At 59.3% G+C, this 18289-nt stretch carries 17 protein-coding genes; 9 read left to right on the top strand and 8 right to left on the bottom strand.

Annotation, left to right across the window (positions count from 1 at the left end; all coding sequences use genetic code 11):
- Positions 1 to 24: 24 nt before the first annotated feature.
- Positions 25 to 612, top strand: a complete 588-nt coding sequence (locus tag HUO14_RS11780) for a hypothetical protein (protein WP_176280013.1) — start codon at positions 25 to 27, stop codon at positions 610 to 612.
- Positions 613 to 626: 14 nt separating this feature from the next.
- Here the strand turns inward: HUO14_RS11780 and HUO14_RS11775 are convergent, their stop codons facing one another.
- The 7 genes from HUO14_RS11775 to HUO14_RS16305 all read right to left on the bottom strand — a co-directional run bounded on the left by HUO14_RS11775 (position 627) and on the right by HUO14_RS16305 (position 8248).
- A complete protein-coding gene (locus HUO14_RS11775) occupies positions 627 to 1793 on the bottom strand; it encodes a winged helix-turn-helix domain-containing protein (RefSeq protein ID WP_176280012.1) in 1167 nt (388 codons plus the stop codon).
- Positions 1794 to 1800: 7 nt separating this feature from the next.
- The gene (locus HUO14_RS11770; RefSeq protein WP_176280011.1) at positions 1801 to 2724 is read right to left on the bottom strand and encodes a DMT family transporter; all 924 of its coding nucleotides are present in this window, start codon (positions 2722 to 2724) and stop codon (positions 1801 to 1803) included.
- A 104-nt stretch (positions 2725 to 2828) separates the two neighbouring features.
- Complete coding sequence (locus HUO14_RS11765; protein WP_176280010.1) at positions 2829 to 3971, bottom strand: acyl-CoA dehydrogenase family protein; 1143 nt, start codon at positions 3969 to 3971, stop codon at positions 2829 to 2831.
- Positions 3972 to 4000: 29 nt separating this feature from the next.
- Positions 4001 to 4453, bottom strand: coding sequence for an acyl-CoA thioesterase (locus HUO14_RS11760; RefSeq protein ID WP_176280009.1), 453 nt, complete (start codon positions 4451 to 4453; stop codon positions 4001 to 4003).
- Complete coding sequence (locus HUO14_RS11755; RefSeq protein ID WP_176280008.1) at positions 4437 to 5597, bottom strand: iron-containing alcohol dehydrogenase; 1161 nt, start codon at positions 5595 to 5597, stop codon at positions 4437 to 4439. The genes HUO14_RS11760 and HUO14_RS11755 overlap by 17 nt, the downstream gene beginning before the upstream one ends.
- A gap of 105 nt (positions 5598 to 5702) precedes the next feature.
- Complete coding sequence (locus HUO14_RS11750) at positions 5703 to 7379, bottom strand: TonB-dependent receptor domain-containing protein (protein WP_246255530.1); 1677 nt, start codon at positions 7377 to 7379, stop codon at positions 5703 to 5705.
- Positions 7380 to 7399: 20 nt separating this feature from the next.
- Complete coding sequence (locus HUO14_RS16305; RefSeq protein WP_246255528.1) at positions 7400 to 8248, bottom strand: TonB-dependent receptor plug domain-containing protein; 849 nt, start codon at positions 8246 to 8248, stop codon at positions 7400 to 7402.
- A 363-nt stretch (positions 8249 to 8611) separates the two neighbouring features.
- Between HUO14_RS16305 and gpmA the strand changes: the two genes are divergently transcribed.
- Positions 8612 to 9298 (top strand): 2,3-diphosphoglycerate-dependent phosphoglycerate mutase, encoded by a 687-nt coding sequence (gene gpmA / locus HUO14_RS11745; protein ID WP_176280007.1) that lies wholly within the window; start codon positions 8612 to 8614, stop codon positions 9296 to 9298.
- 27 nt (positions 9299 to 9325) lie between these two features.
- Here the strand turns inward: gpmA and HUO14_RS11740 are convergent, their stop codons facing one another.
- Complete coding sequence (locus tag HUO14_RS11740; protein WP_176280006.1) at positions 9326 to 9898, bottom strand: GGDEF domain-containing protein; 573 nt, start codon at positions 9896 to 9898, stop codon at positions 9326 to 9328.
- Between the two features lie 233 nt (positions 9899 to 10131).
- Between HUO14_RS11740 and purE the strand changes: the two genes are divergently transcribed.
- The 7 genes from purE (at position 10132) to lspA (ending at position 18287) form a co-directional block, all read left to right on the top strand.
- Positions 10132 to 10620, top strand: coding sequence for a 5-(carboxyamino)imidazole ribonucleotide mutase (gene purE, locus HUO14_RS11735; RefSeq protein ID WP_176280005.1), 489 nt, complete (start codon positions 10132 to 10134; stop codon positions 10618 to 10620).
- A gap of 7 nt (positions 10621 to 10627) precedes the next feature.
- The gene (locus HUO14_RS11730) at positions 10628 to 11698 is read left to right on the top strand and encodes a 5-(carboxyamino)imidazole ribonucleotide synthase (protein WP_176280004.1); all 1071 of its coding nucleotides are present in this window, start codon (positions 10628 to 10630) and stop codon (positions 11696 to 11698) included.
- Between the two features lie 35 nt (positions 11699 to 11733).
- Positions 11734 to 12228, top strand: coding sequence for a dihydrofolate reductase (locus HUO14_RS11725; protein ID WP_176280003.1), 495 nt, complete (start codon positions 11734 to 11736; stop codon positions 12226 to 12228).
- Positions 12225 to 13439, top strand: coding sequence for a dipeptidase (locus HUO14_RS11720; RefSeq protein WP_176280002.1), 1215 nt, complete (start codon positions 12225 to 12227; stop codon positions 13437 to 13439). The genes HUO14_RS11725 and HUO14_RS11720 overlap by 4 nt, the downstream gene beginning before the upstream one ends.
- 65 nt (positions 13440 to 13504) lie before the next feature.
- Entirely contained in the window at positions 13505 to 14428 is a 924-nt protein-coding gene (locus HUO14_RS11715; RefSeq protein ID WP_176280001.1) for a bifunctional riboflavin kinase/FAD synthetase, read from the top strand.
- Positions 14429 to 14699: 271 nt separating this feature from the next.
- Positions 14700 to 17597 (top strand): isoleucine--tRNA ligase, encoded by a 2898-nt coding sequence (gene ileS, locus HUO14_RS11710; protein ID WP_176280000.1) that lies wholly within the window; start codon positions 14700 to 14702, stop codon positions 17595 to 17597.
- Positions 17598 to 17759: 162 nt separating this feature from the next.
- On the top strand, positions 17760 to 18287 hold the full coding sequence (lspA, locus tag HUO14_RS11705; RefSeq protein ID WP_176279999.1) for a signal peptidase II: 528 nt from the start codon (positions 17760 to 17762) through the stop codon (positions 18285 to 18287).
- Positions 18288 to 18289 lie beyond the last annotated feature (2 nt).

Here is an 18289-nt window from a genome sequence, read left to right as displayed (position 1 = left end):
AAATGTTCAACAGGATCGTTAAAAATGTCTGATATGCGTATGATTTTGATCGAAGCGGCGATGGTGACCAGCGTGTTGCTGGCTGGTATGACCGTATCTCAGGTTGCACATGCGACGCCGCTTTCAGCCTCGGCTCAGGCCGCAGCAACCGATCCGCGGGCCGATGTAAAAATTGACAGCACGATAATGGTCGAACGGAGCGAAACAAGCGCATCCGGCGAAACGGTGACCAAGCTGCTTGATCCCGCGACTGTCAAAGTCATTCCCGGCGACAAATTGCTGTTCGTCAACGCCTATCGCAATACCGGCCAGAATGCGGTGACAGGATTTGTTGTCAACAATCCCGTCCACGCTGCGGTCGCCCTGACAGAAGTGGTCGAGGACTGGGCTCTGGTCTCGGTCGATGGCGGCAAGAATTTCGGCAAATTGTCCGAACTGACCGTCACGGAAACGGTGGCGACTGGCACCGAAGAAACTGGCGAAACGGCTGCTCCGGTGCAGACCAGCCGCCCGGCGGTCGCGTCCGATGTCACCCATATCCGCTGGGTCCTGACGTCCCCGATCGCCCCCGGCGCATCCGGTGAACTGCGCTTTCGCGGCATCGTCAAATAAGGCCTGGCCGCGCGTCACAGTCGATCACATTCCCACAGCACTTGCTCGACCCCGATCAGGCGGGCCAGCCGCGCCAGTTCCGCGCTCAGCCTGTCGTGGCGGGCGGCGGACCGGCGTGCCGCCGGCTCGGGCCAATATTGCGTGACGCGCAAATGGCTTGCCGCCCGGTCCGCCTTGATCTCGATCCGGCCGACAAAGCGGTCACCCTCTAGGATCGGATAGACATAATAGCCCCATTGCCGCTTGGCCGCGGGCACGAACATTTCGTTGCGATAGTGGAAGCCGAACAGGGCCAGCAGGCGGTTGCGATCGCGGACAGCTGGATCAAACGGATTGATGATGCGCAGGCGCGTGGTTGGTCGGGACAGGGTTGCCAGACGGACCTCGATATCGGGCGGTGCCAGGGCCTTGAGCCACTGGCCCTCATGGTTCTCGACCTCGACCGTAACAGCGTCCTTGGCCGAATCTGCCCACAGCCGCGTTTCCTTCGCATTCACCGCGTCCCAGAAACGCTGGATTTCGCCGAGCGAGCCGAAGGCCAGCCGGTCGAGGGCGTTGCGGCACAGCCAGTCGATCTGGCTTTCGTCGTCATCGGTCGCCTCGCGATGATGCGAGGGGATCACCCGCTCGCTGAGGTCGTAATATTTGGTAAAGTTGAGCCTGTGCGAGGTCGCCAGTTCGCCGGAATACCAGAGCTGGTCCATTACGCGCTTGTGCGGCGGGCGGTCCCACATCTGTTTCTTGCCGGTAACCTTCGTATCAAAGGCCTGTGTCGACAGCGGCCCTTCCGCCGCGATCCGCGCCTTTATCTCTTCGCCCCCGATCTCCGCGACCGCTTTTTTGAACGAGGCATAGCCCGCCACCTTGTCACCGAGACGCCGGAACTGGCGCTGCCACATCGGGTAAAATTCCATCGGCAGGACCGAGGCGTCATGGGTGAAATGCTCGAACACCGCCCTGTCCTCGCCCAGCAACCGGTCGAGCATCGGTTCGCGGTAATTCTGGTTGCGGCTCCACAGGATATGATGGTGGGCGCGGGTGACATTCTGGATGGTGTCGAGCTGGACATAGCCGAGACGCCGGATCATCTCCGGCAGGTCGAGCGGGCCGATCGGGGTATCGGACAGACCCTGCGCCTGCAACCAGAGCCAGCGCGCCTTCCGGTTGTCGATCCGCAGCATCACCCAATCAGACTGCAGTGGTTTCGATATGCGCGACTTTCCGGTCGCGCCGGGTGGCCAATATGCAACCGATGACGATCATGGCCGCGCCGGAAACGGTGGTCAGCGTGATCGGTTCGCGGAAGAAGAGCCAGCCGAAGATCGCCGCCCAGATGAAAGCGCTATATTCGAGATTGATCAGATTCTGCGCTTCTGCCCGGGCATAGCCCCAGGCGATGAACACCGCAGAGATGATCGACAACAGGGCAGCCGCACCGATATAGGGCAGCGACTGCATGTCCGGCACGACCGCAAAAAACGGTGCGAGCAGCAGGAAGGACGCGCCGACGACGAGGTTTTGGGCAAAGCTGATCTCGATTGGGCCGGCGAGCAGCGCCTGTTGCCGCTGGATCACCAGATTGCCGGCATAGAGTACCGCCGACACAAGTATGGCACCAATGCCGAGCAGCGCCTCTTTTTCAAATGTGCCGCTCGCCCTGCCCCATGCGATCACCAGCACCCCGGCAAAGCCCAGCGCCGAGGCGTAGATGGCGTTGCGGTGGATGGTCTCGCCGAGAAAAACCGCTGCGAGATAGAGCGCGATAATCGGTGCGATGAAGGACAGCGCAATGGCTTCGGCCAGTGGCACCCGCGCCAGGCCCCAGAAGAACAGATAGGACATGAAGACGATGATGATGCCGCGCTGCAGATGGACCTTGCGGGCGGCCTTGCCCGGCATTCTCGGGCGGCGGGCGAAGAAGACCAAGGACACAATCACAAGCGCGAGCAGCACCCGCCAGAGAATGGCATTATAGGCACCCAGCTCGATCGACAGGCTTTTCATCGCGACGTCCATCATCGCGAATGTGAGCAGACCGAAGAGCACCGAGCCCGCCGGCAGCAGGATCGGGGCGTTTTCGGATCGTGGGTCAGGGGATATTATGTCAGCCATATAGTGTTCCAATTGCCCCAGTCCCGGTGCTTCGACAGGCTCAGCACGAACGGGTTTTCAAGTCTCGCCGGTTATCGCCGGATCGCCCGAAATGGCAAGCGGGATCAGAGGCCCATTTGCCGGACCGCAAGATCGCGCATGATTTCTTCCGAGCCGCCGCCGATCGCCATGACCTTGACCTCGCGGTAGAAACGCTCGACCGGATTGCCGCGGAGATAGCCGGCCCCGCCGAGAATCTGCATCGCCTCGCTGGCGCAATATTCGAGATCCTTGGTGGCGCTGAACTTGGCTTTGCAGATTTGCGCCACCGGCATTTCGCCCTGATCCGCGAGCCAGCATATCTGGTTCAGCCAGGCGTCGAGCCGGTCGACGCGGGCCGACATCTCGGCGATCTTGTGGCGGATCACCTGATGCCGGATCAGCGGCTTGCCGAAGGTCTCGCGCTGCTGCGCATAGTCGATCGCATATTCGAGCAGCACCCGCATCATGCCGAGCGACTGGGCGACCATGCCGAGCCGTTCATGGTTGAAATTGTGCATGATCTGGATGAAGCCGCGGCCTTCCTCGCCGAGCATATTCTCAGCCGGAACGCGGACTTCGTCGAAATAGAGCGAGGCTTGGTCCGACGCCCACCAGCCCATTTTCTTGTCGAGCGCGGTGCGCGAGAAGCCCTCGGCATCGGCGTCGACCAGAAACAGTGAAATGCCATTCAGGCCTTCGCCCCCGGTGCGCGCGCCGATGACATAATGGTCGGCGGTCATGCCGCCGGTGATGAACGTCTTGGCGCCGTTGATCACCCAGTGATTGCCATCCTGCCGCGCAGTGGTCTGCATATTGGCGACGTCCGATCCGCCACCCGGTTCGGTGATGCCGAGGCTGGAGCCCTTTTTGCCGAGCACGATATCCTTCAGGATGCGGTCCTTGATATCCTGCGAGGCGAGCTTGTGGATCGGGCCGATCGAAATGCTGCGCCCGCCGAGCGCTGCCAGCGTGCCGCCATTGTGCGCCCGCGCCGCTTCCTCGCCCCAGGCCGCGCGCATGAAGACATCGTCCATGCCGAGGCCGCCATATTTTTCGTCAACACCGAAGCCCCAGACGCCAAGCGCGCCGACTTTCTCGTGCATCTCCCAGGGAATTTCCCCGGCTTCGTCCCACTCGTTGGCAAAGGGCTGCAATTCGGTTTCGGCAAAGCGGCGGCAGGTTTCGCGGAACTGGCGCCGCTCTTCATTTTCAAAGGGGCGTAGCATGTCTCTCTCCTAGCGATTTAATCGTCTGATTAAACCTTTATCGCTTCCAGCGCGGAACGCAAGGGAGATGGCAGCGGAACCGGTCGCCGGCTTTCGCGGTCGACATAGACATGGGTGAAGCTGCCGGCCGCCGAGGCCACATCCTCGTCACCGCGAAACAGGCCGACGCCGTAGGTGACGCTGCTGTTGCCGAGCCGGTCGACGCGGATCCGCGCCATCACCTCGTCGGGAAAGGCTATCGGCGCGAAATAGTCGCAGCTGGTGTTGACCACCAGTCCGATGGTCGCGCCGCCGGTGATGTCGAGCGCGCCCTGCTCGATAAGATAGCGGTTTACCGCGGTGTCGAACCAGAAATAATAGATCGCGTTGTTGACGTGACCATAAGGATCATTGTCGTTCCAGCGCGTGGTAATCGCCGAGCCGGTGCGATAGGCATCGCGCCGTGGCGGTTCGGCCCTGGGGCTCTTACCAGGCGGCATCATATATCCTCTGCGCGTCGGCCAGCGTCACTTCTCGGGGATTATTGTCCAAGAGCCGGCCTTGCAGCATCGCCGCCTCGGCCAGTTCGGTGGTGGCGTCCTGTGCGATGCCGATTTCGCGCAGCTTGCGTGGTGCCTTCACCTTGACCGCCAGCGCCTCGAGATAGTCGATCAGCTGCTGCGCCCGCGCTTCGCTGCTGTTCTCGCTGCCGCGCGGCAGGTCGAGGGCATCGGCGAGCTCGGCATAGAGCGGTGCGGCAGCCTCCAGGTTGAACTGCATCACATAGGGCATGACCAGCGCGTTGGAGAGGCCGTGCGGGATATGATAGATGCCGCCGAGCGGATAGGCGAGCGCGTGGATCGCGCCGACGGGCGAATTGGCAAAAGCCTGTCCGGCGAGCATCGAACCGCGCAGCATCGCTTCGCGCGCCGGCATGTTGTTCCCGTCGGAACAGGCGGTCTCGATATTCGCGGTGAGCAGTTTCAGCGCCTCGATCGCGAGCATGTCGGAGACCGGATTCTTGCCGTTGCGGCTGGTATAGGATTCGACCGCATGGACCATCGCGTCGATACCGGTGGCGGCGGTGACGCTGGCGGGGAGCCCGGTCGTCAGCGCCGGGTCGAGCAGCGCGACATCGGCAAAGAGATGCGGCGAGATGATGCCGGCCTTGGTGGTTTCGCCGGTGGTCAGGATCGATATGGCGGTGACTTCCGATCCGGTGCCGGAGGTGGTCGGGATCAGGATGGTCGGCAGGCCCTTGCGCTCCAGCAAGCCGATGCCGTAAATATCGGAAAGCGGTTGCGCGCCATCCACGGCCAGCGCCGCAACCACCTTGGCGGTATCGAGCGAGCTGCCGCCACCCAGTCCGATGACAATATCCGCGTCCGCCGCTTTTGCCGCTTCTACAGCCTGCAGGACGATCGCCTCCGGCGGGTCGGCAACCACGGAATCGAAAATCGCGACCTCGAGACCGGCTTCCCGCAAGGTCCGGTCAACCGGAGCGATCAGGCCTGCGCCGACGATCCCCTTGTCGGTAACAATCATCGGGCGGGACGCGCGCAGGACGGCGATCTGACCGGGCAATTCGGCGAGACAGCCTTCGCCAAAATGAAGCACGGGGACGGTCTGGAAGATAAAGTTTTTCATGGCATCAGTCTTTTGCACCGATGGCTGTGCCGCGCAATAAAAAGGGGCCGGAAAAACCGGCCCCTGTTCATCTGGCGGCTATTTGCCGCCGCATTTCATTCGGACCTAGAATTTGCCGCGAAGGGTCAGACCGAACATGCGTGGCTCCTGAATGAAGGCCGAGCGCGAGCCGGAACGCAGCACAGTGTTAAAGGTAACACCGCGCGTGATTTCGTTGGTCAGGTTGGTAACCCAGGCTTCAACACCCCATGCACCGTCGATATCACCGAGACCGGCACGCATGTTGATCTTGATGTTGCCATCCTGAACATCAAATGGCACTGGCGTCCGCGTCGTCAGATCCGCCGGATCAAAGGCTTGCGTCGACGTGCGACGATCGCTTTCCATCCGCAACTGACCGTTGATGAAGAAATTCAGGCTGTCACCAATATCGCGATCATAGGTAGCACCCATGATACCCACCCATTTCGGAGCGTTGGTCAGCGAATTTCCGCACAGGCTGAGAACATTGTTCGAAGTCTGCGTGCCAGCACAATTATCCGGATATCTGGCGTTGGTGTAAGTCAATCCGCCGTTAATCGTCAGATTATCGCTCGGACGAATCACAGTTTCGATTTCAACACCGGTCGATTTCGCAAGCGGAACGTTGAAGGTCGTGAACTGGGCACCAGTGAATTCCAGAACCTGGAAGTTTGTGAATTCCTCATGGAAACCCGCAACATTCAAGGTCACCGCATTGTCCAGGAATTTAGCTTTCAGGCCAACTTCATAGGCATCGACTTCTTCCGAAGCGAAGCGCGGATCAGCACCACCGGATGCGGCCGTGGAATCAAGGTTGAAACCACCCGATTTATAGCCGTGCGTGAAGCTGGCATAAACCGTCACGGGCGAAGCAAATTCATAGCTCACTTTACCGGTGTAGATCAGCTCTTCATCGCTAAAATTGCTGGTGAATGGTCGTGGCAGCGGGAATGGATTTGCATCCGTTCCGATTGCTGGCGCGACAAAGGCAAAACAACCCAGTCCAAAATAGCTGTTGGTAAGCGGGCTGCCCGGACCTCCGGGAAGGTTTCCGGCAAAAATCTGGCCCAATGTCGCGGGGCAGAGATCGTTGTTGACCGATGGCTGCGAGAAGGAACCGTCTTTGCTTTCATCCGAATAGCGCAGACCAACTGTCAGCTTCAGACCCTCGGCCACTTCCAGAGTGTTGTGCGTGAAGATAGACCAGCTTTTGCTGCTTTGCGTGTAGTCATTGGTGGTGCGAACGGTAGACGGATCGACACCGGTCAATGTCTGCAAAGGTGTCGCACCTGCAAACAGTGGGCTCGCCGGGTTCAACGATGCGCCGCCGGTACCGGCTGCCAGCAGGGCTCCGACAAGACGGTCATAGTCTGCACCCAGACCAAAGTTGACGGACTGCGTAATATCTTCGTCGGAATAATAACCACCGACCAGCCATTCGAGTGCGCCGCCGAAGGCTTCGCCTTGCAAGCGCAATTCGTGGGTCATGGTATTGATCGCGGTTCCGCCACCTGGCAAAACATTGAACACATCCAGACCGGAGAAATCCGAGTCATAGGATTCGTCCGCACGGAATTCGCGATAGGAACCGATATAGATCAGGTCTGCGCTGTCGCCGATCGGAAATTCGATTTCGCCGGTCACACCCCATTGATCATTGGACGGGTCGGCTCTCTGATCCGAGGTCGCAATCCGGTTATCCAAGGCGCGTTGCATGGTGACCGTATCAAACGGGTTCACCGCAACATCGGGAGCGGCCATGCCGCCGCGTGCACCGAGGCCTACAGCGCCAAAGAGACCAGCTGTTTCAACCGGAGATGCAGGACCTCGATTGCCGCACAGCAGCTTGCAGTGCTCTTCGAATAATCTGCAATCAGACGACCGCTGATGCCACCAGGCGTTTCGAAGCCGAGCTGGCCGCGAAGCAGATATTGATCGGTGTCGTTCGAATCACCTACGCTGTTGCCGGCGCTGTCGATGATATCAACATAGCCGTCACGCTTCCGGTATGCACCGGTTACGCGCAACGCCAGAGTGTCCTCGATCAGGGGAGCGTTGATCGCGCCCTGGAGGCTCATATGGTCGAAATTGCCATAGGTCGCGTTTACGAAACCACCGAAATCGTTGAGGTCAGGCCGTACGTTGGTGATGTTCAGGGCGCCTGCCGAGGTGTTGCGTCCGAACAATGTACCCTGCGGGCCGCGGAGGACCTCGACGCGTTCAACGTCGACAAATTCGCCAAGCGCAACGCCGGGACGGGACTGATAGGCACCGTCGACAAAGATACCGACAGCGGATTCAAAGCCGATGTTATTGGAAGTCGTACCGACACCGCGAATACGCAGAACAACCGTTCCGGATGCCGTTTGCGCGTTGGAGGTCGAGAAGCTTGACGAGACGCTGCCGATATTCTGAACATTGACAACGCCCTGCTGCTCGAGCTGAGCCGGGCTGACCGCGGTCACGGCAATCGGAATGTCCTGAACGTCTTCGGCACGGCGGGTTGCCGTCACGATGATCACGTTATCGTCGAAGGCTTCAACTTCTTGCGCTTCGTCCTGCGCGAAAGCTGGGGTGGTCATGGCGGTGGTGCAAAGTGCAGCCATGAGGAATTTATTGAAGGCTCTCATTTATCTTCTCCAGTTATACTCGCGGTCATCATCGCCGATTTCCTGGGGGGATGGCTTGTTTTTCCGACCGCTACGGTTGTGTCAGTCCGTTAATTGCGCCGTTAAATCAAGCCGTGAACAACCGCTCCAAGCCGATTAGGGAAACAACGTTGCAAAAATGTAACAATGTCGAATAGCGGAAATCAGGCATTCCATCGGCAGAGAGACACCAAAATCACACAAAAGGCTTCCGCCTTCGCTGTCTTTGCCGGCAGGTCCGGCGACCATTATCCTGAAATCACCGTTGCATTATCCCGAAATCACCCTTGGCGACCAGCATCATCGCCGCTAGGGAAAATCATCCACCAGTGTAAGGACACAAAGATGCCACAACTCATCCTGCTTCGCCATGGCCAGTCGCAATGGAATCTCGAAAACCGCTTTACCGGCTGGTGGGATGTGGACGTCACCGAGAAGGGCATTGAAGAGGCACTGGCGGCGGGCCAGCTGATGAAAGAGCGCGGCATTGATCCGGACATCTGCTTCACCAGCCTTCAGACACGGGCGATCAAGACGCTCAATCTCGCGCTGGAGGAAATGGGCCGCCTGTGGCTGCCGGTGGAGAAAAATTACCGGCTCAACGAGCGTCATTATGGCGGCCTGACCGGTCTGAACAAGCAGGAAACCCGTGACAAGCATGGCGACGAACAGGTTCATATCTGGCGCCGCAGCTTTGATACGCCGCCGCCGCCAATGGCGACCGACAGCGAATTTCAGATGTCCAACGACCCGCGCTACAAGGGAATCGAAGTGCCGGCGACCGAGAGCCTGAAAGACACGATCGTCCGGGTATTGCCTTATTGGAAGACGCGGATCGCACCGGAATTACAAAATGGCCAGACGGTCCTGATTTCCGCGCATGGCAACAGCCTTCGCGCGCTGGTCAAGCATCTCTCCAATATTCCGGACGACGAAATCACCGGCCTGGAAATACCGACCGGCCAGCCGATCATCTACGAGCTGGACGACGATCTGAACGAGATCGAACATTATTATCTCTCGGAGCGGTAGCCAGCCGCGACTGTTGCGCGCGGCCGCTTATTGAGCCTTGTCCTTCGCGCGGTACATGGCGGCATCGGCGCGGGACATCAGGCCGCCGACCGTATCTTTGGGACCGACAAAACAATAGCCTATCGCCGCACCCAGTTTCAGGGAGGTGTTGGCGTAGGTGCAATTTGCCTTGCTGAACTGGTCTACGAGAAAGGCGATTTTCCGGACCACCTCGTCGGCATCGAGATTGTCGAGCAGAAGGCCGAATTCATCTCCGCCGATCCGCGCAACCACATCAGACGTACGTGTGTGAAGTTTCAATATTTCCGCCAGCCGGGCCAGCAGCAGGTCGCCCGCACCATGGCCGTGCTGATCATTGACCGCTTTCAGATCGTCGACATCGAGAAACAGCAAAGCACAATTGTCGCCATATCGCTGACATCGCGAAATCCGGCTTTCAAGGCTATCAAGAAAAAACCGCCGGTTGGACAGTCCGGTCAGTACGTCATGGTAGGCATATTGCTCCATTTTAGCGAGTTGGTCTTTCAACGCGCTTATTTGCTGCTCCAGTTCACTACAGTTGGCACAATTTTGTTCGCTGCTTGTTGCATCATGGTGCATATTGTTCGCCATTCTTGGTTTCGCGACCGTCTATATTTTATCTATCTGAATAAACAACATAATTATTTGACGTACGGGGAGCGGCGGATTTCCCGAACTTGTCGGGATTCAGCACTGCTCCGGCGGCCCCGCCTGGATCGACAGAAATTTTCACAGCCGTCATAAGTGTCATTGCGTCGGCGACACTTCCCTACTAAACCGCATTGCTTCCGTAGCATTTGTCAGGGGCAAAAATGGTCGAAGCACCTCCTCCGGTTGGAATTATCATGGGCAGCCAGTCCGACTGGGCGACGATGAAGCTCGCGAGCGACATTCTCGATCAGCTCGGCGTGGCGCATGAGACCAAGATCGTCTCCGCGCACCGGACCCCTGGCCGACTTTACGAATATGCAACCTCGGCTGTGGATCGCGGACTGAAAGTGATCATCGCCGGCGCGGGCGGCGCGGCCCATCTGCCCGGCATGGTGGCGTCGATGACCCGCACTCCGGTACTCGGCGTGCCGATCCAGTCAAAGGCGCTGAGCGGCATGGACAGTCTGCTTTCCATCGCCCAGATGCCCGGCGGCGTTCCTGTCGGCACTTTGGCTATTGGCGACGCGGGAGCCAAGAATGCGGCGCTGCTGGCAGCAGCCATTCTCGCCAATCAGGATCCGGCGCTGGCCGAACGGCTGGATGCGTGGCGCGCGGCGCAAACCGAATCCGTCGCCGAGCAGCCTGAATAAAGCCGGCATGAGAACAATTCCCCCCGGATCAACCATCGGCATATTGGGCGGCGGCCAGCTTGGCCGGATGCTCGGCGTCGCTGCGGCACAGCTGGGCTATCGCTGCCATATCTATGCGCCCGACACCGACAGCGTGGCGGCCGAAGTCTCGGCGGAGTTCACCTGCGCGAAAGATGATGACATTGCTTCGCTGACCCGCTTTGCCGACGCGTGTGACGTGATTACCTTCGAATTTGAAAATGTACCGGTCGATCCGCTCCACCAGATCGAGGCCTGCGCGCCCCTGCATCCACCGATCGCGGCGCTGGACATTGCCCAGAATAGAATCGCCGAGAAAATTTTCGCCCGCGACCATGGCGGGACGACCGCGCCCTTTGCCGAAGTGCTCGACCGGGGAGGACTGGACAAGGCGATTGCCGAGATCGGCGCGCCGGCGATCCTCAAGACCATCCGCATGGGCTATGACGGCAAGGGCCAGTCACGGATTCAGCCGGGCGATGATCTCGACCAGCATTGGGAAGCGGTGGCGCATCAGCCCTGCGTCGCAGAAGGCTTCGTGACATTCGACCATGAATTTTCGGTCATATTGGTGCGCGGCCAGGATGGCGAGATCCGTTTTTGGGACACGCCGCACAATGTCCATGTCGGCGGCATATTGTCGGTCTCGACCGCGCCTGCTCCAGCCGAGATAATCGAACAGCAGGACAGTGCCCGCGCGCTCGCCGCCCAAATGGCCGAGGCGATGAACTATGTCGGCGTTCTGACCTGCGAGTTTTTTGCCACCAGGGACGGCCCGGTGTTCAATGAAATGGCACCGCGCGTGCACAATAGCGGCCACTGGACGATCGAAGGGGCGGTCACCAGCCAGTTTGAAAATCACATAAGGGCGGTTTGTGGATTGCCATTGGGTGATACTGGACTGGCGGCGAAAAAGGTCGAGATGCACAATCTGATCGGGGCGCAGGCCGACGACTGGCAGAGCCTGTTATCCGACGGTGCAAACCACCTCCATCTCTACGGCAAGGGCGAGAGTCGGCCGGGTCGCAAAATGGGCCATGTTACAAAATTGCATTTCTAATTTGCAGTCTGCCGGAACTGCGCTAGGCGTCGCCCATGAACCATCCTGAAATCATTCTCTTCCTCGCCCGCGCCGACAATGGCGTGATTGGTGACGGTGACACTATTCCCTGGCGCCTGCCGGAAGATCAGCGGCGTTTCAAGACCATGACCATGGGCAAGCCGATGATCATGGGCCGCAAGACATTCGACAGCCTGCCCGGCCTGTTGCCCGGACGGCGTCATATCGTGCTGACCCGGGACACGGATTGGGAAGCCGATGACGCGGAGATCGCAACCAGCACAGAAAACGCCCTGAAAATAGCCAATTCACCGCATATCGCGGTGATCGGTGGAGCGCAAATCTACAAGGTCTTTCTCGACCGCGCCGACCGGATCGAACTGACCGAAGTGCATATCAAGCCGAAGGGCGATATCAAGATGCCGGCCTTCGACGACAGCGTCTGGGAAGAGACGATGCGCGAGGATCATGAGCCGAAAAATGACAAGCCCGGTTACAGCTTCGTCACTCTAAAAAGGAAAACCGGATGAGGAAATTCCTGCTGGCGCTTCTGGGCCTCGGCGGGATCGCCCTCGCCGCCTTCCTGATTTTCGGACCGGCATGGTTCGACAAGCAGACCAATATGGTCGACGGCAAGCCGCTGCCGGAGATCAGAGCGGAAGCGCAAGAGTTGCACGACAGCCTGATGATCGTTGATCTCCACGGCGATACATTATTGTGGAAACGCAAGATCACCGACAGCGTCGACTATGGTCATATCGACCTCGAACGGTTGGAAGCGGGCAATGTCGGGCTGCAGATATTCTCCAGCGTGACCAAGACGCCCAAGGGCCAGAATTACGACAGCAACAGCGCAGACACGGATAATATCACCGCGCTCGCGATCACCCAGTTGCAGCCGGTGCGGACCTGGTTTTCGTTGCTCGAGCGCCAGCTTTATCACGCGCAGAAACTGGACAAGGCGGTTGCCGCATCGGGCGGCAGACTGGCTTCGATCAGCCAGCCGGCGCATCTCGACCGGCTCGACAAATCGATCGGCGTGCTGTTCTCCGCCGAAGGATTGCAGACGCTGGAAGGCGATCGCGCCAATCTGAAGAAGCTCTATGGTGCCGGCATGCGGATGGCGGGGCTGGTGCATTTTTTCGACAATGAGCTGGCCGGATCGATGCACGGGATTGAGAAGGGCGGGCTGACCGATTTCGGACGGACAATCGTTCGCGACATGGAGCAGATGGGGATGATCGTCGATATCGCCCATAGCAGCCATGCGACGGTGGCCGACATATTGAAAATGGCGAAGCGGCCCGTGGTCTCCAGCCATGGCGGCGTCCAGGCGGTGTGCGGGGTCAACCGCAACCTGACTGACGCGGAGATCAGGGGCGTGGCGGCGACCGGCGGGATCATCGGTCTTGGCTATTGGGACGGCGCGATGTGCGATACCGATCCGGCGACTGTAGCCAGAGCGGTCAAGCATGTCCGCGATCTGGTCGGGATAGAATATGTCGCGCTGGGCAGCGACTTTGACGGCGCGGTCACCACGCGTTTTGACACCAGCGGCATTGTCCATATTACCCAGGCACTGATGGACGCGGGGTTCAGCGAAGCGGAAACTCGCGCGGTGATGGGGCTGAATGCGTTGCGGGTGATCAGGGCGGGTCTGGTGCCTTTATCGGCACCTGGCGCTCCAGCCAAGGCTGGGGACCAACCCGATCGCGATGACCGCACTACGGATGCGGGTTAGATGCCCGCCCGCGCTGGCATGACGAATTTGTTGAATGAAATGCAAAATCCCGCAATAGCGATTCGATGATAAGACTGAACGGAAAAGAGCGGATCGAGGGCGACCTGCGCGGCGCGATCATTGCGCTGGGCAATTTTGACGGCTTTCATTTCGGCCATCAGGCGGTGGCCGGCAAGGCGCTGAGCTGGGCCCGGGAAGAGGGCCGCCCGACTATTATCGCGACATTCGATCCGCATCCGGTGCGATTCTTCAAGCCCGATGTCGCGCCGTTCCGGCTGACGTCGCTTGACCAGCGCCAGCGATTGTTTGCCGATGCCGGGGCCAGCGCGATGCTGGTCTTCGAATTTGACGCCGGACTGGCCGCAACAACGGCAGAGGATTTTGTCGCCAAGCTGCTGGTCGAGCGTTTTGGCGCGGCGGGCGTGGTTACCGGCGCTGATTTCACTTTCGGCAAGGGCGCGAAAGGCAATATCGATGTGCTGCGCGAAGTCGGCGCGGCGCGCGGGCTGAAGAGCGAAGCGGTCAGCGCGATCAGCGACAGCGATGATGTCATCTCCTCCAGCCGCATCCGCAAAGCGTTGAAAGAAGGCCTTTGCGAAGAAGCACGCCGCCTGCTCACTCGCCCGTTCACCATACAGGGCGAGGTCATTCACGGTGACAAGAACGGCCGGCTGCTCGGCTATCCGACCGCCAATGTCGACATGAGCCATTATCTGCGGCCCAAATATGGCATCTACGCGGTCAAGGGCCGCCTGCCCGACGGGCGGGTTCTGAACGGCGCGGCCAATCTGGGGATCCGCCCGAGCTTTGATCCGCCGAAGGAATTGCTCGAGCCCTATTTCTTCGATTTCAGCGAGGATCTTTACGGCCAGACCATCGAGGTCGAATTGCACCATTTCCTGCGGGGGGAAGAGAAGTTCGATGATCTCGATGCGCTGAAGGTGCAGATGGAGAAGGATTGCGACCGGGCGCGGGAATTGCTGGCCTGAGGATTATCCGTTAGAGCGTATCCGTTAGTGGTGAGCTTGTCGAACCACGCCTCTCGTCGGAAAGCGCCCTTCGACAAGCTCAGGGCTAACGGATGCAGGAGTTTAAGCAGCCCTGTACGACATTGCGAGCGAAGCGAAGCAATCCAGGGCCGCTCGCCGCACTGGATTGCCACGGGCTTCCAGCCCTCGCAATGACGAGCAAATCGCGTGGCTCTCGCGTGGCACAAATCCCGCTTGCACCCAAGCCCCGCCTCCCCTAATCCCCGCGATCATGACCGATCCCAAAGCAGATTATAAAGACACGGTTTTCCTGCCGAAAACCGATTTCCCGATGAAAGCCGGCCTTGCCCAAAAGGAACCGGCGATATTGGAGCGCTGGCAGAAGATCGGTCTCTATGAAAAGCTGCGCGAAGCCCGCGCCGGTCGCGAGAAATTCATTCTGCATGACGGCCCGCCTTATGCCAATGGCAATATCCATATCGGCCACAGCCTCAACAAGACGCTGAAGGATCTGGTGGTGCGCTCGCAGTCTCTGCTCGGCAAGGACGCGCCCTATGTGCCCGGCTGGGATTGTCATGGCCTGCCGATCGAATGGAAGATCGAGGAACAATATCGCAAGAAGAAGCGCAACAAAGACGAGGTTCCGGCCAGCGAATTCCGCGCTGAATGCCGGACCTATGCCGACCAGTGGGTCAATGTGCAACGCGAGGAATTCAAGCGCCTTGGCGTGATGGGCCAGTGGGACAAGCCCTATCTGACGATGGACTATGACGCCGAGGCAGCGATTGTTGCCGAGCTGCTGAAATTCGCCGAGGCGGGCCGGCTCTATCGCGGTGCCAAGCCGGTGATGTGGTCGCCGGTCGAGAAGACCGCTCTGGCCGAGGCCGAGGTGGAATATGAGGATATTGTCTCGACCCAGATTGATGTGGCGTTCGAGATTGTCGACGCGCCGAATGCGCCGGAGTTGGTTGGCGCCCATGCGGTGATCTGGACGACCACGCCGTGGACTATTCCGGTCAATCAGGCGCTCGCTTATGGGGCGGATGTTGAATACGGAATATTTGAACATGCAGATGGACGCCGATACGTTCTGTCAGTTGAACGAGCTAAAGTGATTGCCGCTTTTGCCGGGCAGGATACTATCCGCGCATTTAAAGGCTCCGTTTTGCAGGATGCCACCGCCAAACACCCAATGGCCGACAAGTTTCCCGACAGCGAATTCTACACCAAGCCGCGCCCGTTCCTCGACGGTTCGCATTTTGTCACCACCGATGCGGGCACTGGCCTCGTCCATATGTCGCCCGATCATGGCGAGGATGATTTTGACCTGTGCAAGGCCAATGGCATTAATCCGGTGTTCGCGGTCGATGCCGATGGCGTCTATCGCGAAGACTGGGAATGGCTGCCGCGCGGCGACGAGCGCGCCGGCGGGGTGATCAACAAGAATTTCAACGGCCCGCAAGGCCCGATCTGTTCGGACCTGCGCGAGGCGGGGGCGCTGCTTTCGGCGAGCGCCGATTTTACCCATAGCTATCCGCACAGCTGGCGGTCGAAGGCGAAGATCATCTATCGCTGCACGCCGCAATGGTTTGTGCCGATGGATGCGCCGCTCACGGCCCCTCCACCGCCTTCGGCGGTCCCCCTCCCCACGCCTTTGGCGCAGGGAGGAAAAGGGGAAGCATCCTCCCTGGCGCGCAGCGACGGGGAGGGGGACCATGCGCAGCATGGTGGAGGGGCCACCCTCCGCGATGTTGCGCTGGACGAAATCCGCAACAAGGTGCGCTTTGTGCCGGAACGCGGGAGTCGCCGGCTCGAATCGATGGTGGAAGGCCGCCCCGACTGGGTGCTGTCGCGCCAGCGGGCCTGGGGCGTGCCGATTGCGCTTTATGTGAATCGCAAGAGTGGCGAATATCTCAACGATCCGGCGGTCAATGCGCGGATTATCGAAGCGTTCAAGGCTGGCGGAGCCGATGCCTGGTTCAATGCCGATCATCAGGATTTTCTCGGCAACGACCATGCGCTCGACGATTATGAGGTGATCACCGATATTCTCGACGTCTGGTTCGACAGCGGCTGCACCCATGCCTTCGTGCTGGAAAGCGGCAAATGGCCGGACCAGCAGTCGCCGGCGGATCTCTATCTGGAAGGCAGCGACCAGCATCGCGGCTGGTTCCAGTCGAGCCTGCTGGAGTCCTGCGGCACGCGGGGGCGGGCGCCCTACAAGGCGGTGCTCACCCACGGGATGACGCTCGACAAGAGCGGCAAGAAAATGTCGAAGTCGCTCGGCAACACGCTTGATCCGAAGAAGATCATCGACGTGCAGGGCGCGGACATATTGCGGCTGTGGGCGGCGAGCGTCGATTTTACCGAGGATCACCGGATCGGTGATGAAATCCTGAAAGGGGTTTCGGACAGTTACCGGAAGCTGCGAAACACCTTCCGCTATATGCTGGGCGGCTTGGGTGATTTCACCGATGCCGAGCGGGTCGCGGTGGCAGACATGCCGGAGCTGGAACGCTATATCCTGCACCGGCTGGCCGAGGTCGACGCCGAGCTGAAGCAACATGTGAATGATTTTGCCTTCGGTCCCTATATGCGGACGCTGAACGCCTTTGCGCAGGAAGATCTCAGCGCCTTCTTCTTCGATATCCGCAAGGATTGCCTCTATTGCGACGCGCAGGATGATCCGAAGCGCATGGCCTATCGGACGGTGATGGACATATTGTTCCACGCGCTGACCCGCTATATTGCACCGGTACTGGTGTTTACCGCCGAGGAAATCTGGCAGAGCCGGTTCCCGGATGAGAATAACTCGATCCATTTGAAGATATGGCCCGAGGTTGATGCCGGGTGGCTGGATGACGATCTGGCGGGCAAATGGCAGACCATCCGCGATGCCCGCGAGAAGGTGACCGAGGCGATTGAACCGCTGCGGCGGGAAAAAACCATTCGTTCCAGTCTGGAAGCCGAAGTCGTCTATCCGATGACCGACCTGCCGATCAGCACCGAAGAATTCGCCGAGCTCGCGATTGTCGCGGACGTCAGTGATGGCGATGCGATTGCCGTCACCAAAACCGACAATCACAAATGCGGCCGCTGCTGGCGGTTGCTGCCGGAAGTGGAAGAAGACGGCGCGCTTTGCGGGCGTTGTGCGGAGGTTTTGGCGTAATGAGTGACAGGCACTCATTCGTCATCCTGAACTTGTTTCAGGATCTCTCTCAACAGAGCACCAAGCCCGCCGGGGTCCTGAAACGAGTTCAGGATGACGACGCCTTGCCTCACAATGACGACTTTTTGTCTCGCCGTGGCGCTGTTTGGAACGGAATTTGATATGACCGACCCCATCAAGAAATACCGCCGCACCGGCCTGATCATCGCCTTCATGATCTTCTTCATCGATCAGGCGAGCAAATTTGTCGTGATGCAGCTGCTCCAGCTGCCGACCAAGGGCCAGATCGAGCTGATCCCGTTCTTCAACCTGACCTGGGCGGAAAATTACGGGGTTTCGATGGGTTTTCTCACCGCCTCGACCGATTTTCAGCGCTGGGCTCTGGTCACGCTGACCGGACTGATCGGGATCGCGGTGTGGGTCTGGATGAACAAGGAAAAGGCCAAGTGGGACATTATCGCGCTCGGCATGGTGCTGGGAGGGGCAATGGGCAATATCGTCGACCGCGCGCGGCTCGGCTATGTCGCCGACTTTGCCGATCTGCACATCGGTGAATTCCGTCCGTTCCTGATATTCAACCTCGCCGACGCATCGATCAGCATCGGCGTGGTAATCCTGCTTGCGCGGGCGCTGTTAATCCGCGAAAAGACGGACGAGACAAAAGACCATGTTCAGCTTGACGAAAGTTGACC

The sequence above is a fragment of the Parasphingorhabdus flavimaris genome (genome assembly GCF_013371215.1).
In the GTDB taxonomy this organism is placed as follows: domain Bacteria; phylum Pseudomonadota; class Alphaproteobacteria; order Sphingomonadales; family Sphingomonadaceae; genus Parasphingorhabdus; species Parasphingorhabdus flavimaris.
This window is presented reverse-complemented; position numbering and strand designations above follow the sequence as displayed.

Bases quoted from the DNA above. Each gene is read 5' to 3' on its own strand.
- HUO14_RS11780 (WP_176280013.1), top strand. From the start codon at position 25: ATGTCTGATATGCGTATGATTTTGATCGAAGCGGCGATGGTGACCAGC.
- HUO14_RS11770 (WP_176280011.1), bottom strand. From the start codon at position 2,724: ATGGCTGACATAATATCCCCTGACCCACGATCCGAAAACGCCCCGATC.
- HUO14_RS11765 (WP_176280010.1), bottom strand. From the start codon at position 3,971: ATGCTACGCCCCTTTGAAAATGAAGAGCGGCGCCAGTTCCGCGAAACC.
- HUO14_RS11720 (WP_176280002.1), top strand. From the start codon at position 12,225: ATGAGGAAATTCCTGCTGGCGCTTCTGGGCCTCGGCGGGATCGCCCTC.
- HUO14_RS11730 (WP_176280004.1), top strand. From the start codon at position 10,628: ATGAGAACAATTCCCCCCGGATCAACCATCGGCATATTGGGCGGCGGC.
- ileS (WP_176280000.1), top strand. From the start codon at position 14,700: ATGACCGATCCCAAAGCAGATTATAAAGACACGGTTTTCCTGCCGAAA.
- HUO14_RS11740 (WP_176280006.1), bottom strand. From the start codon at position 9,898: ATGCACCATGATGCAACAAGCAGCGAACAAAATTGTGCCAACTGTAGT.
- HUO14_RS11760 (WP_176280009.1), bottom strand. From the start codon at position 4,453: ATGATGCCGCCTGGTAAGAGCCCCAGGGCCGAACCGCCACGGCGCGAT.
- HUO14_RS11715 (WP_176280001.1), top strand. From the start codon at position 13,505: ATGATAAGACTGAACGGAAAAGAGCGGATCGAGGGCGACCTGCGCGGC.
- HUO14_RS11755 (WP_176280008.1), bottom strand. From the start codon at position 5,597: ATGAAAAACTTTATCTTCCAGACCGTCCCCGTGCTTCATTTTGGCGAA.
- gpmA (WP_176280007.1), top strand. From the start codon at position 8,612: ATGCCACAACTCATCCTGCTTCGCCATGGCCAGTCGCAATGGAATCTC.
- HUO14_RS11750 (WP_246255530.1), bottom strand. From the start codon at position 7,379: ATGGCCGCTCCCGATGTTGCGGTGAACCCGTTTGATACGGTCACCATG.
- HUO14_RS16305 (WP_246255528.1), bottom strand. From the start codon at position 8,248: ATGAGAGCCTTCAATAAATTCCTCATGGCTGCACTTTGCACCACCGCC.
- HUO14_RS11725 (WP_176280003.1), top strand. From the start codon at position 11,734: ATGAACCATCCTGAAATCATTCTCTTCCTCGCCCGCGCCGACAATGGC.
- purE (WP_176280005.1), top strand. From the start codon at position 10,132: ATGGTCGAAGCACCTCCTCCGGTTGGAATTATCATGGGCAGCCAGTCC.
- lspA (WP_176279999.1), top strand. From the start codon at position 17,760: ATGACCGACCCCATCAAGAAATACCGCCGCACCGGCCTGATCATCGCC.
- HUO14_RS11775 (WP_176280012.1), bottom strand. From the start codon at position 1,793: ATGCTGCGGATCGACAACCGGAAGGCGCGCTGGCTCTGGTTGCAGGCG.